This is a genomic window from Micromonospora coxensis, from assembly GCF_900090295.1.
GTDB lineage: Bacteria > Actinomycetota > Actinomycetes > Mycobacteriales > Micromonosporaceae > Micromonospora > Micromonospora coxensis.
Genome location: NZ_LT607753.1, coordinates 2,250,302 through 2,265,796 on the forward strand (window position 1 = coordinate 2,250,302; position 15,495 = coordinate 2,265,796).

At 74.6% G+C, this 15,495-nt stretch carries 17 protein-coding genes and 1 tRNA gene; 10 read left to right on the plus strand and 8 right to left on the minus strand.

Translation table 11 applies throughout. The annotated features are described in order from the left end of the window. Positions 1-34: 34 nt before the first annotated feature. Positions 35-868, minus strand: coding sequence for a single-stranded DNA-binding protein (gene ssb / locus GA0070614_RS10015; protein ID WP_088975698.1), 834 nt, complete (start codon positions 866-868; stop codon positions 35-37). Positions 869-1,260: 392 nt separating this feature from the next. On the opposite strand from ssb, the gene GA0070614_RS10020 reads away from it, so the two are divergent. Both GA0070614_RS10020 and GA0070614_RS10025 read left to right on the plus strand, forming a co-directional pair. After that, a complete protein-coding gene (locus GA0070614_RS10020; RefSeq protein WP_088975699.1) occupies positions 1,261-1,683 on the plus strand; it encodes an HPF/RaiA family ribosome-associated protein in 423 nt (140 codons plus the stop codon). 95 nt (positions 1,684-1,778) lie between these two features. After that, a complete protein-coding gene (locus GA0070614_RS10025; RefSeq protein ID WP_172892403.1) occupies positions 1,779-2,822 on the plus strand; it encodes an alpha/beta hydrolase in 1,044 nt (347 codons plus the stop codon). Position 2,823: 1 nt separating this feature from the next. Here the strand turns inward: GA0070614_RS10025 and GA0070614_RS10030 are convergent, their stop codons facing one another. Continuing rightward, a complete protein-coding gene (locus tag GA0070614_RS10030) occupies positions 2,824-3,489 on the minus strand; it encodes a hypothetical protein (protein ID WP_088979348.1) in 666 nt (221 codons plus the stop codon). Between the two features lie 187 nt (positions 3,490-3,676). Here GA0070614_RS10030 and GA0070614_RS10035 point away from each other — a divergent pair. The 3 genes from GA0070614_RS10035 (at position 3,677) to GA0070614_RS10045 (ending at position 5,266) form a co-directional block, all read left to right on the plus strand. Then, positions 3,677-3,749, plus strand: a tRNA-Arg gene (locus tag GA0070614_RS10035). 79 nt (positions 3,750-3,828) lie between these two features. After that, positions 3,829-4,368, plus strand: a complete 540-nt coding sequence (locus GA0070614_RS10040; protein ID WP_231933601.1) for a DUF4240 domain-containing protein — start codon at positions 3,829-3,831, stop codon at positions 4,366-4,368. Between the two features lie 55 nt (positions 4,369-4,423). Continuing rightward, the gene (locus GA0070614_RS10045; RefSeq protein ID WP_088975701.1) at positions 4,424-5,266 is read left to right on the plus strand and encodes an alpha/beta fold hydrolase; all 843 of its coding nucleotides are present in this window, start codon (positions 4,424-4,426) and stop codon (positions 5,264-5,266) included. Between the two features lie 187 nt (positions 5,267-5,453). On the opposite strand, the gene GA0070614_RS10050 is transcribed toward GA0070614_RS10045, so the two are convergent. Beyond that, complete coding sequence (locus tag GA0070614_RS10050; protein ID WP_088975702.1) at positions 5,454-5,981, minus strand: hypothetical protein; 528 nt, start codon at positions 5,979-5,981, stop codon at positions 5,454-5,456. Between the two features lie 285 nt (positions 5,982-6,266). On the opposite strand from GA0070614_RS10050, the gene GA0070614_RS10055 reads away from it, so the two are divergent. The 4 genes from GA0070614_RS10055 (at position 6,267) to GA0070614_RS10070 (ending at position 10,083) form a co-directional block, all read left to right on the plus strand. After that, positions 6,267-7,445: a sensor histidine kinase gene (locus GA0070614_RS10055; protein ID WP_088975703.1), complete on the plus strand. Its 1,179-nt coding sequence runs from the start codon at positions 6,267-6,269 to the stop codon at positions 7,443-7,445. Further along, entirely contained in the window at positions 7,435-8,616 is a 1,182-nt protein-coding gene (locus tag GA0070614_RS10060) for a hypothetical protein (RefSeq protein WP_231933602.1), read from the plus strand. Before GA0070614_RS10055 ends, GA0070614_RS10060 begins: the two co-directional genes overlap by 11 nt. Next, the gene (locus GA0070614_RS10065; protein ID WP_088975704.1) at positions 8,586-9,302 is read left to right on the plus strand and encodes a response regulator transcription factor; all 717 of its coding nucleotides are present in this window, start codon (positions 8,586-8,588) and stop codon (positions 9,300-9,302) included. The genes GA0070614_RS10060 and GA0070614_RS10065 overlap by 31 nt, the downstream gene beginning before the upstream one ends. A 73-nt stretch (positions 9,303-9,375) precedes the next feature. Further along, complete coding sequence (locus GA0070614_RS10070) at positions 9,376-10,083, plus strand: hypothetical protein (RefSeq protein ID WP_157744977.1); 708 nt, start codon at positions 9,376-9,378, stop codon at positions 10,081-10,083. Here GA0070614_RS10070 and GA0070614_RS10075 read toward each other — a convergent pair. The 3 genes from GA0070614_RS10075 to GA0070614_RS10085 form a co-directional block, all read right to left on the minus strand. Beyond that, a complete protein-coding gene (locus GA0070614_RS10075; RefSeq protein ID WP_088975706.1) occupies positions 10,038-10,985 on the minus strand; it encodes a GlxA family transcriptional regulator in 948 nt (315 codons plus the stop codon). The genes GA0070614_RS10070 and GA0070614_RS10075 overlap by 46 nt on opposite strands. Positions 10,986-10,990: 5 nt before the next feature. Beyond that, entirely contained in the window at positions 10,991-11,599 is a 609-nt protein-coding gene (locus GA0070614_RS10080; RefSeq protein ID WP_088975707.1) for an isochorismatase family protein, read from the minus strand. A gap of 134 nt (positions 11,600-11,733) precedes the next feature. Continuing rightward, a complete protein-coding gene (locus GA0070614_RS10085; RefSeq protein WP_088975708.1) occupies positions 11,734-12,483 on the minus strand; it encodes a lysophospholipid acyltransferase family protein in 750 nt (249 codons plus the stop codon). A gap of 84 nt (positions 12,484-12,567) precedes the next feature. On the opposite strand from GA0070614_RS10085, the gene GA0070614_RS10090 reads away from it, so the two are divergent. Then, complete coding sequence (locus GA0070614_RS10090; RefSeq protein WP_088975709.1) at positions 12,568-12,942, plus strand: VOC family protein; 375 nt, start codon at positions 12,568-12,570, stop codon at positions 12,940-12,942. 63 nt (positions 12,943-13,005) lie between these two features. Here GA0070614_RS10090 and GA0070614_RS10095 read toward each other — a convergent pair whose 3' ends face one another. Both GA0070614_RS10095 and GA0070614_RS10100 read right to left on the minus strand, forming a co-directional pair. Continuing rightward, positions 13,006-15,066, minus strand: a complete 2,061-nt coding sequence (locus GA0070614_RS10095) for an amylo-alpha-1,6-glucosidase (protein WP_088975710.1) — start codon at positions 15,064-15,066, stop codon at positions 13,006-13,008. Further along, positions 15,066-15,437: an SCP2 sterol-binding domain-containing protein gene (locus tag GA0070614_RS10100; RefSeq protein ID WP_088975711.1), complete on the minus strand. Its 372-nt coding sequence runs from the start codon at positions 15,435-15,437 to the stop codon at positions 15,066-15,068. The genes GA0070614_RS10095 and GA0070614_RS10100 overlap by 1 nt, the downstream gene beginning before the upstream one ends. Positions 15,438-15,495 lie beyond the last annotated feature (58 nt).

The window sequence follows — 15,495 nt, forward strand, 5'->3', positions numbered from 1 at the left end:
CGCGCACGTCACCCGGGCTCGGGTCCACCGGCTCTCAGGCCGGCACCGGCACCCGGCCCCGGGTGCGCCGTCCACGGCCGGACCGGGCGACGGCGGCCTGTGCCGGCGCCGGGTCGAGGTCGCCCGGCTCCCCCGCGTCGGTGTCGTCGTCGCGCCGGTCATCCGGCGCCGGGTCGAGGTCGTCGTCGTGGGCCCGGCCGTCCTCGTCGTCGTCGAACGGGTCGGCCGAGCCCACCAGCCCGTCGCCGGCCGGGCCGCCGACGTCACCGGACAGGTCGTCGCCGGACAGGTCGTCGCCGGACAGGTCGTCGCCGGGCGAGCCGGGACCGTCGGGCAGCCCGTGGCCGGCGTGCGGCACGGCGAACCCGGCGAACGCGAAGTCCTCGTCGAACGGCCGGTCCTCCGGCGAGGCGGGGGCCTGCTCGTGCGGCACCGGCTCCGTCGGCTCGCCGTGCACCCGGACGGCCGCCTCGGCGTCCTCCACGGCGCTGGTGGTCAGCGTGGGGCGGTTGCGCAGGAAGCGGGCCCGGCCCCGGGACAGGTCGTGCCCGACCGCGACCGCCTCCAGCTCGTAGAGGGTGCGGTGGTTGCCCGCGTCGTCGGTCCAGTCGCGGGTGTAGAGGCGGCCGGCCACCACCACCGGGTCGCCGACCATCACCGAGGCGGCCACCCCCTCGGCCAGCTTGCGCCAGCAGTTGACCCGGACGCGGAGGCTGTTGCCGTCCACCCACCGGCCGCTGTCCCGGTCGAGCCGGCGGGCGGTCGAGGCGACCTTGAAGTTGGCGACCAGGGTGTTGCTCTGCGTGGTGCGACGCCACTCCGGAGCGGTCAGCACATTACCGACAATGGTCACGTACGTATCGAACATCGTCCCCTCCCAGGGGTTGAGGGCCTGCCGTGGTGAGTCGACTCGCCGCCGAGCCTGGCCGGTACGGAGGTCCGGGCGCAGCACCATCCGGCCGCCCTGTGGACGACCGGGCCGCCTGTGGACAAGGACCTGATCAAGGTCCCGGTCTGCTAGGGCCGACCGACCCTGGGTGGCGGGCGCAGGGGGCGACCAAGATCGAGGTGCGGGATCACCGGGAGTGAGGAGGATCCCGGCTGGGTATGGAATTGATCAACCAGAGACGGCCACCACCACGGCCACCACGGCACGTCGACCGAGCGCCGCACGGCTCGCGGTCAGATGAGAAAGGTCAGCGAGATGATTCTCAGCCCGCGTACGACCGGCTCCGTCCGTACCGAGCGGGAGGTGCGGCGATGAGCGCGGTGACCAACCCGGCGACCGTCGCCGAGTGCCTGCGCGTCGGCGCCGGCTTCTCCCAGGGCGACCGGAACTGGATCGTGGAGCAGTTCGCGACCCTGGACGCGCGGCTGGCCGCGTTCCACGCCGACGCCACCGAGCTGGAGGTGTCGGTCAAGGACCGCGAGGCGCGGGGGCAGAAGGTCACGCTGGAGTGCTGGATCGCCGGCCGGCAGAAGATCGTGACCACCTCCAGCGAGGAGGACCTGCGCGCGGCGCTCAACGACGCCCGGGACGACCTGCGTCGGCGGCTCAACGACGCCAAGACGAAGCAGGAGCCCCGGCACAACAAGCACATCCGGGAGATCGGCCAGCCCGGTCCGGGTCAGGTGGCCGACACCGACGCCGACCTCGACCGGGTCGACGCCGAGACGGCCTGAGTGACACGCGATTCGTCCCCGTTCGTCCGGTGCGGGCGGACGGGGACGGACCCGGGGGCTACCGCCCGGTAGCTTCCGGGCGTACCGTCGCCCTCGTGGAACCGGACGTGCTGGGGCCGCCGTACGAGCGGCAGACGATCGACCTGGGCACCGACGACGAGGGCGCGGTGGTCGCCACCCTGGTGCGGCGGCGTGCCGAGCGCCCCACCCGGCGGGCCGTGCTCTACGTGCACGGCTACGTCGACTACTTCTTCCAGACCCACCTGGCCGACTTCTTCGCCGAGCGCGGGTGGGACTTCTACGCCCTCGACCTGCGCAAGTACGGCCGCAGCCTGCTGGCGCACCAGACCCCGAACTTCTGCCGGGACCTGAGCGACTACTTCCCGGAACTGGACGCCGCCGCGAAGATCATCCGCGAGGACGACGGCCACGACACCGTGCTCGCCATGGGGCACTCCACCGGCGGCCTGATCATCTCGCTCTGGGCGCACGCCCGACGCGACGCCGGCCTGGTCGACGGGCTCTTCCTGAACAGCCCCTTCTTCGACATCAACGCCCCCTGGGTCATCCGTCGACCCCTCGCGGCCGCCGTCGCCCGCCTGGGCCGTCGCGCGCCGCACCGCGTCCTCCCCTTCGGCCTCAACACCGTGTACGGCGAGAGCCTGCACGCCGAGCATCGCGGCAGCTGGACGTACGACCTGAGCTGGAAGCCGCTGGCCGGGTTCCCCGTCCGGGCCGGCTGGCTGCGCGCGATCCGCGCCGCCCAGCGGCAGCTGCACGCCGGGCTGGACATCCCCGTACCGGTGCTGCTGGCCTGCTCGACCCGCAGCTTCAAGGGCACGAAGTGGCACGACTCGGCGGCCCTCGCCGACGCCGTGCTCGACGTCGAGCACATGGTCCGCTGGGCGCCCCGGCTCGGCCGGCACGTCACCCTGGCCCGCTTCGACGGCGGCATGCACGACCTGACACTCTCCGGCCCCGCCGTACGCCAGCAGGTCTTCGCCGAGGTCGGGCGGTGGGCCGAGGCCTTCCTCGGCGCGGGCCCGACGGACGCCGGCCCGACCGCGCCCGCGACGGTGCCCGGCAGCCGACCCCCGGCCGACGCGGACGAGCCCGCCCGGGCCACGCACGGCGGCTGAGTCAGCCCGTGACGACCCGGTCGAGGGCGGCCACCGGGTGGCCGCCCTCGCCGGGCAGCACCACGCCCAGGCAGCGCAGCCCGACCTCGCCCGCCGCGTCGGCCCCGACGCCGAAGACCGGCGCGCCGACGTAGCCGGCCGGCAGCTCGCCGGTGAGCCGCAGCCCGTCACCCGCGCGGACCGCCCGCTCGACCGCCACTTCCAGCGGCCGGGACCCGTCGTCGCGGACACCGAGCGCGAGGACGATCGCCGAGACCGGCTCCGCGCCGATCCGGGTCACGTCGTCCGCGCGGGCCGCGATCGCGTCCGGCACCGACTGGGTACGCCAGCGCCAGCCCTCCCGCGCCGCCCGGTCGTGCAGCCCGCTGGTGGGCAGCACCGCCACCCCGCCCTCCGGCCGGCGCGACCACCACGCGCCGGGCAGGGCCAGCACATCGGCGGCCACCCCCGCCGGCTCGGTGACGCTCGGCCGCAACCCGATCTCCGCGACCTCGGCGTACGTCAGCACGTCCGCCGCCGTGAGCAGGTACTCCCCGGTCGGATGGTCGAAGAGGAACGCCGTGCCGGCCGGGCCGTCACCGGCCGGACGGATCGGCAGGATCGCCCGCCCGAGCAACTGGCACAGCTCGTAGGCGACCTCGTTCTCGGCATCCGGTTCCAGCAGCACGGCACCGAGGGTACGGGGCGGGCGGGACCCGGCTGCGGCTGACGGGCCCTCGTCACCGAGCTGCAGCGGAACCCTGGTGACCACGGCGGCGGTGGCGTGCGACGCTGATCACCGTGCCGGGACGGCCACCCGTTCCCCCGCCGGGCGGGGGTGCGGCGGTACCCTCTTGGCGCGAGTTGCATGTTGCGCGCCCGTAGCTCAGCGGATAGAGCAGGGGACTTCTAATCCCAAGGCCGCAGGTTCGAATCCTGCCGGGCGCACCCTCCCCACCGAGGACCGGACGACGCCCACCACGCAGCCGTCCCGATCGTGTCGGTCCGGCTCGCTACCCTCCGCCGCGTGACCGAGACTGCTGACCTGGCGCGAGTGCCGACGACCGAGGACGAGGCCCGGTTCTGGGCCCTGGTGGAGGCGGCCTGGGCGTCGCTCGGGCCGGAGCCGGCGGCACTGCGCCGGGCCGTGACCGCCCGGGACCCGGAGGCCGACGACGTCGACCCGTACGCCCTGGACGCCTGGCTGGACCCGTTCCTCGCTCGGCTCCGCGCCCTCTGCGCCGACCTGTCCAGTCGCGAGCTGACCGACCTCGACCGGGTGGTGGAGCGCAAGCTGTACGACATCGACCGGCAGGACGTCCACGACGTGACCGACGGCTCCGACGACGGGTTCCTCTACTGCCGGGGGTGGATCGTCGCCCTCGGCCGCGAGTTCTACGAGGCGGTGCGCGCCGACCCGGCGATGGCCGTGCTGGACGCCGACTGCGAGCGGATGTGCTACTTCTTCGCGCACCTGCACGCCGAGCGCTTCGGCGACTGGCCCGACACGGGCTCGGGCATCTCCCGGGAGTCGGTCAGCAACCCGGCGGGCTGGCCGGAGGAGTGACGGGCCGCGACCGGTCGGGTCCCGGCTGTCGGTGCCGCGCCCTAGGCTCGGCCGCATGGTGACGCAGACCGACCTCGCCCTGCCCGGCGGGGACACCCTGCACGTCTACGACACCGGCGACGACTCCGGCGACCGGCTCGCAATCTTCTGGCACCACGGCACGCCGAACGTCGGCGCCCCACCGGCGCCGCTCTTCGCCGCCGCCGACCGGCTGGGCCTGCGCTGGGTGTCGTACGACCGGCCCGGCTACGGCGGGTCGACCCGCCGCCCGGGGCGGGACGTGGCCTCGGCGGCGGGGTTCACCGCCCGGGTCGCCGACGCGCTGGGCATCGCACGGTTCGCCGCCATGGGCCACTCCGGCGGCGCGCCGCACGCCCTGGCCTGCGCGGCGCTGCTGCCGGACCGGGTGCTCGCGGTGGTGAGCGGGGCGGGCCTGGCGCCGTACGACGCCGAGGGGTTGGACTGGTTCGCCGGCATGATCCCCTCCGGGGTGGCGTCGCTGCGGGCGGCCACCGAGGGGCGCGCGGCCAAGGAGCGGTACGAGACCTCCGGCGTCGAGTACGACCCGGAGTTCACTCCGACAGACCTGGCCGCGCTGCGGGGCCCGTGGTCCTGGTTGGAGAGTGTGGTCGGCCCGGCCGTGCAGGGTGGCCCGGGTGGGCTGGTCGACGACGACATCGCCTACGTGACGCCGTGGGGCTTCGACCCGGCCCAGGTCACCGCCCCGGTGCTGCTGCTGCACGGGGAGCGGGACCGGCTGGTGCCGGCGGCCCACAGTGTCTGGCTGGCCCGCCGGTGCCCCTCCGCCGAGCTGCGGCTGGGCCCGCAGGACGGGCACATCTCGGTGCTGAACGACAGCGAGGCCGCCCTGGAGTGGCTCCGCCACCGCGCCGGCTGAGAGGTCAGCGGGGCGGCGGCCGCGGGACCGGCCGCCGCCCCGGCGTGCCCGTAGGGGCACAGGGTCGGCACGCGTCGCTCGGTCGGCCCGGGGGGTGGGTGCCGACCGGTGCGACGCGGCCTGGCCGACGCCGGGGCGGGGCGAGGGGGGGGAGTGTGGGGAGGTGCCCCGCCCTCGGCGTCGGAGTTCAGGTGGTGGGTGGTGTGCTCGGCCGGTGGCCGCCACCCGGGTGCTCGGTACGGGGGCTCTCCGGGGCGCCGGGCCGGACGTCCGGCTTGCCGGCCGGCCGGCTCGGGGTGACCGAGGAGCGCGTCGAGGGACGACCGGAGGGCTTGCCCTTCTCGGCGGCGAGCAGGCTGTCGCAGTACGCGGCGACCTTCTCCCGGTCACCGGCGGTGGTGACCAGCACGGTGAAGGCGGGGTTCTCCAGTGCCTTGCCGGGGTTGTCGGCGGCCTTGGCGACGTACGCCCGGCAGAGGCCGACCAGCGACGGCGAGGGGGTGCCCTTCGCGCCGGTCGAGCCGGTTGTCGTCCCCTTGTCGGCGGGGGCGCCGGTGGCGTGCGCGGACGGCTTCGCGCCGGCCTCGGTGAGCGGGTGGGGCAGGGCGCCGTTCGCGGCGGCGACCGCGACCCCGCCGGTGGCGGTCACGGCGAGCACCGTGGCACCGGCCTTCAGGGTGAGCAGCTTCGCCAGGGCGGTCTCGAGCATGGACATCTCCGGTTCTGGGGGCGACGGAGTGGCGGCGGGATCCGGGGCGCCTTCCGGATCAACACCTTCCGTGCCCCTCAGCGCCGGCAGCGGCCCCGGTGTCACATGGCGGGGGTCGGCACGGTGGACCTGGTCGGCGGCGGGGGTGGGGCACGGGGCGCGCGGGCACAGCCGTGGGCGACGTGACGCGTACCGTCGGTCACGACAGCGCTCTCCTCGTGGTATTCTCCTGCGTCGATCCACTGTCGCGCGGGCCTGGACGGGCCGCTGCCCGAAGGACGCCTCCCCCCGATGTCGGCCGTACCCGCTCCGACCTCGCCGCCGTCGCTGCCGGATCGGCCGGCCGAGGGCGCGTTCCACCTCATCTTCACCACCCTGCCGGCGCTGCTGCGGCTCACCTGCGGACTGGCCGGTGCGGTGGCCGCCCTGGTGGTGCGTACCCCGCCGGTGCGCACCGGGCTGCTGGTCACGGTCGTCGCGCTGCTCACCGCCTGGTCGGTGCTCTACGCGGTCCGGGCGTTCCGGGTCGGGATCGGCGCCGGGCTGGTCGCCGGGGACCTCGCGCTCACCGTGGCCGCCTGCCTGCTCATGCCCGTCCTGGTCGCGCCGGAGGTGCTGCCCGGTGAGGGGAGCTGGATCGCGGTGCTGGCCAGCACCACGGTGATCAACACCCAGGCCACCGCCCCGGCGCGCTGGTCGGTCCCGGCCGGCCTGCTCGTCACCGCCGGGTACGCCACCGGGTCGTGGGCGGCGGGCGATCCGACGGAGGCGGGTGCGCACGCGGCGACCCTGCTGGGGCAGACCGGCCTGGCGGCGCTGATGACCTGGGTGATGCGGCGGTGGATCGGGCGGGCGGACCACGCCTTCGCCGACTACCAGCGGCTGCGCCGCGAGGCGCTGGTCGCCCGGGCCGCCCGGGAGGCGGAGCGGCGGCAGAACCGGGACCTGCACGACACCGTGCTGTCCACGTTGACCATGGTGGGTCTGGGCGCGGTGCCGGACGACTCCCCCGCGTTGCGGCGCCGGGCCGCGGCGGACCTGCGTACCCTCGTCGGGCTCGTCGGCGACGACGGCACGTCGCCCACCGGCCCGGTCTCGCTCGACGCGTGGCTGCGGGCGGTCGTCGAGGCCCGGACGGAGCTGTCACCCCAGGTCGAGCTGGCCCCGTGCGTCGCGCCGGCCGAGGTGGCGCGGGCGCTGGCCGACGCCACCGCCGCCGCGCTGGCGAACGTCGTCCGGCACGCCCCCGACGCGGCCGTCACCGTCCGTTTGTCCCGGACCGGGGAGACCGTGCTGGTCGAGGTGGTCGACGACGGTCCCGGCTTCGACCCGGCCACCGTCCCCACCCACCGGTACGGGCTGCGCGAGTCGATCCGGGCCCGGACGGCCGAGGTCGGCGGGCGGGCAGAGGTGACCTCCGCCCCTGGTCGGGGTACCCGCATCCGGATGGAATGGCCGTATGTCCGCTGACCTCGACACCGCCGCCGCGGCGGTCGTACCCCCGCGCGGGGCGGCGCGGGCGCGGCCGGACGGCGGTCCGGTGGTGGACGTCGGTCGGGCCTCCGACCAGGGCGCCCGGATCGCGGCGGTGGCGATCGCCGGGGTCTGGCACGTGGCGATCGGGTTGCCGGCGCTGCTCGGCGCCCGCGCCGACCTGGCCGCCCCGGCGGTGGTGGCCGGCGGCTGGCTGGTCACCGCGGCGGTCGGCGGGTACGCCGGAGCCCGCCTGCTGCGCGGCGCCCGCCCTCCGGCGCTGCCCCTGGTCGTGCTGCTGCTGGTGGTGGATGCGGCGGTCTTCGCGGCGGCCGGGCCACAGCAGCTGTTCACCGCGGCCAACTGGGTGTGGGGCACGCTCGGGTGGTTCTTCGTGGTGGTGGCATGGGGACGCCGGATCCGGTGGCTGCTCGTCCCGCTCGCCGGCCACTCGCTGATCGCGTTGGCGGCGCTGCTCGGCCACGGCGCGACCGCACCCGCCGACCTGACCCGGTACGCCATGTACGTCTACGGCACGTCGTCGCTGCCGGTGGCGGTCTTCGCCGGCGCGGCGGTGATCGCCACGCTGGCCCGTGGCCGGGCCGACGCGGCGGCGGCCGCCCTCGCGGTGGCGGCGGAGCGGGAGGCGGCCGAGCGGGCCCGGCAGGAGCGGCGGGCGCGGCTCGCGCTGGCCGGCGGCGCCGCCGGGACGGTCCTGGCGGAGCTGGCCGACGGGCGCGCCGACCCGGCCGACCCGCTGGTGCAGCGCCGCTGCGTGCTGGCGGCGGCCCGGCTGCGGCGGCTGATCGCCGAGTCCGACGACGTGCCGGACCCGCTGCTGCACGAGCTGCGCGCCGCCGTCGACCTGGCCGAGCGCAACGGCCTGCCGATCGAGATGGTCGCCGTCGGCACGCCCCCACCGCTGCCGGTGGAGGTGCGCCGCCGGCTGGTGGACCCGCCCACCGCCGCGCTGGCGGAGGCGTCGGGGTGGGCCCGGTTGACCGTGGTCGCCGGCCCGGACGAGGTGGCGGTCAGCCTGGTCACGCCGGAGGTGGCCGGCCCGGGGGCGGTCGGGGCGCCGGTCGCCGCCGACGACGGCCAGGTGGAGCACACGGACGAGCGGGACGGGGAGATCAGGTGGACGCAGACCCGGTGGCGCAGGACGTGAACGGCCCACGGCCGGTCGGGGTGGCCATCGTGGACGACCACCCGGTGGTCGTCGACGGGGTACGCGCCTGGCTGGCCACCGAGCCGAGGCTGCGGGTGCTGGCCACCGGGGACGACCCGGACGAGGTGCTGCGGTCCGCGCCGGAGGCCGACGTGGTCCTGCTGGACCTGCGCCTGCACGGGCGGATGGTGCTGGACAAGCTGGCCGAGCTGAGCGCCGCCGGGCACCGGGTGGTGGTCTACTCCGAACACACCGACCCGGCGACGATGCTGGCCGCGCTGGACGCCGGGGCGACGGCGTTCCTGGCCAAGCACGAGGGGCGGGAGCACTGCGTGGCGACGGTGCTGGCTGCCGCCAGCGACCGCCCGTACGTGCCGCCGACGCTGGCCGGGGCGATGGTCGGTGACCCGCGTCCGGACCGGCCGGCACTGTCCGACAAGGAGCGTGAGGCGCTGCTGCTGTGGTTCCAGTCAATGTCGAAGGCGTCGGTGGCCCGCCGGATGCGGATCAGCGAGCACACCGTCAAGCAGTACGTCGACCGGGCGCGGATCAAGTACACCCGGGCGGGGCGACCGGCGGCCACCAAGGCGGCGTTACTGGCCCGGGCGATCGAGGACGGGCTCGTCCGACCGGAGGAGATCGGTATCTACCGGTCGCAGGCGTCGGCCGACCGGCCGACCCCCTAACGGGTGTCATGACAGCGCGGGTCGGTTCGACCAGGCTCGTCAGGCACGGACCAACCGCCCGGAGGTGATGCCGATGCGCGAGGACGCGGCCCCGTTCTTCATCGCGCCGCACCGGTTCGACGCGCCGGACGACGAGTGCCGGCCGATGCTGGACCGCGACGACGAACTGGTCCCGGAGCCGGGTGAGCAGGTGCTCCGCCGGGTCCGGGCGGCGGTGGCGGGCTGCCTGCTCAGTCCCACCGGCACCCGACGGCAGTGGGTGCTGCCGGCGCCGGCCACCGTCACGGTCACCGACCGGCGGTTGGCCTACGTCTGCGCCGGCGCGGAGCTGTCCGTGGTGCCCGGGCGGGACGGGGGCGGCGGCACCCGGCACCGGCGCGGGCTCTGGCCGTCCCGCCTGGTCAGTGGGCAGATCCGCTGGCAGTGGCCGTCCCGGTTGGAGCTGCCGGTGCCGGGCCGGTCCGACCCGGAGGTGCTGGTGGTCTGCGACTCGCTACGGACCATCCAGCAGCCGGCGCTGGCCCTCGCCGGCCCGTCCCCCACGGTGGTGGAGCTGGCCCGGCTGGTCCGCCGGGCGGTGGCCCGGTTCCGGATCACCCGCCCGGAGCTGGTGGACCTCTCCCCGCCCGAGCGCGACGAACTGGTCCGCCGGGCCGGGCCGGTGCCGTTGGCCGGGCAGTCCCGGATCGCGCTGCCCGGCTCGCTGCCGGTGGAGTTCCTCTCCCGCGACGACTACTACCGGACGCCGGCCCCGCCGACGTGGGACGCGGTCGGCGGGTGACCCCGGGCGCGGAGCCGGCGCAGCATCCGCGCGTCGGTGAAGCCGACCGCCCGGGCGGCGGACTCGACGGTCGCGCCGTGCCCGATCAGGTGCTCGGCCCGTTCGAGGCGGAGCAGTTGCTGGTAGCCGAGCGGGGTGAGCCCGGTGGCCTGGCGGAACAGCCGGGTGAGGGTGCGTTCGGCGACCCCGCAGGCGGCGGCCAGGTCGGCCAGGGGCAGCGGTTCGGAGAACCGGCTGTCGATCAGGTCCTGCACCCGGTGGGCCGCGTCGGACAGGTGCGACCGGTACCGCATCATCGCGCTGGCCTGCTGTTCGTGGCCGTTGCGCCGGGCGTAGACGACGAGGGTGCGGGCGATCCGGGCGGCCGCCGCCGGGCCGTGCCGGGTGGCCACCAGGTGCAGCGCCACGTCGATGCCGCTGGCGATGCCGGCGGAGGTGACCACCCGGTCGTCCACCACGTAGAGCACGTCGCGGACCACCCGGGCGGCCGGGAAGACCCGGGCCAGCCGGTCCTGGACGTCGTGGTGGGTGGTGCAGCGCCGGCCGGCGAGCAGACCGGCCCGGCCGAGCGCGAACGCGCCGGCACAGATGCTGGCCACGGTGCCGCCGCGACCGTGGTGCTCGGCCAGGCGCCGCAGGTCGTCCCGGCCGACCGGCCCCGCCGGGCCGTGCGCGCCGACCCGCCAGCCGGGTACGACCACCAGGTCGTCGGCGGCCAGCTCCGGCCATTCGGTGACGGCCCCCAGCGGTACGCCCTGCACGGTCGGCACCGTCTCCCGCTCGGCGACGTAGTGCAGCCGGTAGTCGTACCCGAGGTCGGCGGCGGCGGAGAAGACCTGGGCCGGGCCGGCGAGGTCCAGCAGGTGCAACTGCGGCACCAGCAGGAAGACGACCCGGGCCACGGCCGTCAGGCTCCCGCGCCGGCTGGCACCAGGCCGGTGACCTCGTCGACGGTCCGCACGGTGGCGAACCGGCCGGCGAGCGCGTACTCGGTGCGGGCGATCATCTCCTCGTTGGACAGGGTGCGCGGGTCGGCGAGGATCTCCGCCAGGCTCGCGTCGGCGGGGAGGTCCCGGTGCGGGGTCGGGAAGGTCATCGTCGCGTCGGTCACGAAGGTCATCCGGTAGCCGAGGTCGCAGCCGACCCGGGTGGTCGTCTCGACGCACTGCTCGGTCCGGATGCCGCAGACGGTCAGGTCACGTACGCCCGCCGTGGTGAGGATCTGCTGGAGGTTGGTGGTGGTGAAGGCGTTGTGCGCGGTCTTCACCAGGGTCGGCTCGTCGGGCCGGGCGGCCAGCCCGTCGATCAGCCGCACGTGCCCGGACGCCGGGTCGAAGACCGTCCCGCTGCCGGGTTCGGCGTGCAGGACCCAGACCACCAGGTCGCCACGGCGGCGGGCGGCGTCGACCAGCCGGCCGACCTGGCCGACGATGTCGGGGTTCGAGCCGTGGGCCCAGATCGGGCGCTGACGGAAGGACTCCTGGACGTCGATGACGACGAGTGCTGCTCTGCTCATGGAAGAGATCCTGGCCGGGGGGACGCCGAGGCGGCAGGCACCATCATGCCCGGCTGCGGAACGATCCGGCCACCGTCGTGGCCCGGTCGGCCCCGGGCCACCGCCCGAGGCCGTTCCGACGGCCGTGGGGTGGGTCAGGAGGTGGCGGTGCGGCGACCCCGCCGGTCCAGCTCGACGGCCTCGGCGGGGGTCGGCGCGGTGCCGCCCAGGTGCGCCGGCTGCCACCAGGCGTCCTCCGGGCCGGCGGGCTTCTCCGGGTACTCCTGCTGGGCGCGGTCCACCAGGGCGGTGAGCCGGGTCTTCAGCTCGGCCGTCATGGCGTTGGCGTCCGGGTAGTCGGCCGGGTTCATCGGCTCGCCGACCAGGATGGTGATCGGGGTGTGCCGGCGGGTGAGGTCCTTCGGCCGGCCCTTGGTCCACATCCGCTGGGTGCCCCAGAGGGCCACCGGCAGCAGCGGCACCTCGGCCGCCTGCGCCATCCGGGCGGCGCCGCTCTTGAGCTCCTTGACGGTGAACGACCGGCTGATCGTCGCCTCGGGGAAGACTCCCACCACCTCGCCGCGCCGCAGCGCGTCCACCGCCGTGTTGTACGACCCGGCGCCCGCCGCCCGGTTCACCGGGATGTGCTTCATGCCGCGCATCAGCGGACCGGAGATCCTGTGCGCGAACACCTCGTGCTTGGCCATGAAGCGGACCAGCCGGCGGGACTCGTGCGCGCCGAACCCGCAGAAGATGAAGTCCAGGTAGCTGACGTGGTTGCTGGCCAGCACCGCCCCGCCGGTGCGGGGAACGTGGTGGCTGCCCTCGACGGTCAGTCGCAGGTCGAGGACCCGGAACATGGTCTTGGCGGCGGTGATCACGGGGGGGTACACGAGTTCCGGCATCCCGTAACTTTACCCCGCGTAGGTTACGGTCCCGTAGGGGCCGAACGCCCCCGGTGGGCGGGGCGGGACGGATACCGTCGGCCCATGCCGGAGCTGCACGCCATCGTGATCCACTGCCGCGACCCGTACCTGCTGGCGCCGTTCTGGAGTCTGGTCACCGGCCTGCCGGTGACGCCGGAGGACGAGGCCAAGCTGGCCGAGAAGTCGCTCACCCCGGGCGAGGCGGTCCTGCTGCGCGACCCGCACCACCGGCACCGGCCCCAGGTCTGGATCTCGCCGGTGCAGGACGGAGCCGAGCTGCCCCGGCCCGGCCGGATCCACCTGGACCTGGTCGGCGACGCCGAGGAACGCGCCGCCGTGCTGGAGGCCGGCGCCACCGTGGTACGCGAACTGCCGCGCTGGACCGTCTTCGCCGACCCGGAGGGCAACGAGTTCTGCCTGCTCCCCCACCGGTCCTGAGCCGGTCCGCCCCGGCCCCGCGACCGGCGCCGCCCGGTAACCGGCGGAGGAGCAGCCCCGCGGTCAGTCGGCGAGTTTGTGCAGGTCGAGCCGGCCCCGGGCGAAGGCGTCCACCCGGCCCCAGCGGCCCGGGATGTCGAGCACCTCGATGCGACCCATGCCCACCGGCAGCACCGGCTCCACGGCCAGGTGCCCCTCGTGCGGCTCCAGCCCCAGCATCGTCCGCAGCAGCAGCAACGGGGTGCCGGTGGACCAGGCCTGCGGGCTGCACGCGGTCGGGTACTCCACCGGGAACTTGGTCTGCTCCCGGGGGTAGCCGCCGAACGCCTCCGGCAGCCGCCCGTCGAAGTACCGGGCCGCGTCGAGGATGCCGCTGGCGATGGTGGCGGCCTCCTCGGTGAAGCCGTACCGGCGCAGACCCCAGGCGATGAAGGAGTTGTCGAACGGCCAGATCGTGCCGTTGTGGTAACCGATCGGGTTGTACCGGACCTCCCCCTCGGCGAGGGTGCGTACGCCCCAGCCGGTGAAGAGCCGTGGCCCGACCAGGTGGTGGGCGATCTTCTCGGCCCGGTCGTGGTCGACGATGCCGCTCCACAGCAGGTGCCCGATGTTGGAGCTGAGGGTGCCGCACTGCCGGCCCTCGGGATCCAGGGCCAGCGCGTAGTACTCCCCGTCCTCGACCCACCAGTCCCGGTTGAAGCGCTCCTTGAGCTGCGCGGCCTCCCGCTCCAACTGGTCGGCGTACGCCGGGTCGCCCCAGAACTCCCGCGCCATCCGGGCGGCACGCACCTTCGCGTCGTACGCGTACCCCTGCACCTCGCAGGTGGCGCGGGGGAACGGTGGCAGCGTCCCGTCCCGGTACGAGATCGAGTCCCAGGAGTCCTTCCAGCACTGGTTCTCCAGGCCGGTGTCGGTGTTGCGCCGCTCGTACCAGATGTAGCCGTTGCCGACCAGGTCGGCGTAGTCGTCGATCCACTTCAGCGCGGCCCGGCACTCCTGCTCCAGTTCCCGGACCAGGGCGACGTCCCCGCTCCACTTCTCGTACTCGTCGAGCAGGATCACGAAGAGCGGGGTGGCGTCCACCGAGCCGTAGTACGGCGAGTGCGGCTGCTCCTCGAAGGCGGCCGTCTCGCCGTAGCGCATCTCGTGCAGGATCCGGCCCGGGTCCTCGTCCCGGAAGTCGTCGAACCGGGTGCCCTGCAACGACGCCAGGATGCGCAGCGTGGTCTTGGACATCTCCGGCGCGAAGGGCAGCACCTGGAGGCAGGTCAGGATGCTGTCCCGCCCGAACATCGTCATGAACCAGGGCAGGCCGGCCGCGGGCAGCGTCTGGCCGCCGAGCGACAGCGGCGAGAAGCGCAGCGCGGCGAGGTCCACCAGGCTGCGCCGGTAGGTGGCCGCCAGGTCCTCGTGCTCGCTGTTCACCTTGGGCGCCTTGGCGATCCACTCCTCCAGGTCGTGCTGGAGGGCGAGCCGTTCGGTGCCGTGCACCCGCAGCCCGATCCGCAGGTCGCGTCCGCCCGGGCCGATCGCGTGGGTCTGCACGTCGATCCGGGTCTCCCACTGCTCGTTCGGCTCCAGGTGCACGCTGTACGAGAAGCCGTTGCGGTCGTACCGGGCCGACTCGGACGACGAGATGACCGTCTCCCGGATGAAGCTTCCCCGCCGGTAGCCCAGCCGCAGCCGGTCCGGCTCCACCTCGGCGTAGATCTCGCCCTTCTTGTTCAGGATCTCGTCCTTGACCTGGAACAGGTCGGCGAAGTCCGAGCCGGCGTCCATCCGGATCTCCAGGTCCACCGGCCGCTCGTCGTGGTTGAGGATGGTGACCTGTTCCCGGAAGCTCGCGCCGACCGTCCGCTCCCGGATGATCGACAACTTGGCGTCGACGTAGTGGGTGGCCATCCCGGGCACGAGGAAGAACCGGGCCTCGTAGTACTGGAGGTCGTCGTACGAGAGGGCGTTGAGGCGCTCGCCGTTGACGGTCAGCACCCAGCGGGACAGGAACCGGGTGTCGATGGAGAACAGGCCGGTCGGCTCGCTGGGGGTGGCCTCGATGTCGCCGGTGTCCTCCGAGACGACGAAGGTGTTGCCGTCCAGGATCCGGATCGTGTTGCTCTGCCCCATCAGTGCACCTCCGCGTGGAAGAGCCGTCGTGGTCCCTTGGAGTCCGGCGGCCCGGGGAAGATCCGTTCGATCTGGACCACCAACCGGGCGTCACCGGTCACCGTCATGTCGCCGCGCAGCACCGCCGCGAGCCCGTGCTCCCGGCCGGCGGCCATCTCCTCGAAGAGCGCCGGGCTGATCCCGATCACGGTGTCCGCCTCGCGGTCCTGCTGGCTGACCCGGACCCGGCCCCGGTCGATCTCGACCAGCCAGTGGGTGGTCTGCGCCCCCTCGTGCAGGTCGAACCGGAGTGTCCCGGAGGTCTTGGCCAGCACGGGCTCGTACCCTCGCCGGTCGAGGTCCTCGAAGAACCTCGTGGTCGCGTCCACCATCAGGTCCTCTCCCCGTCGTCGCACTCCCTGGTGACGTACCTCGGCCGGGTCCCCGTCC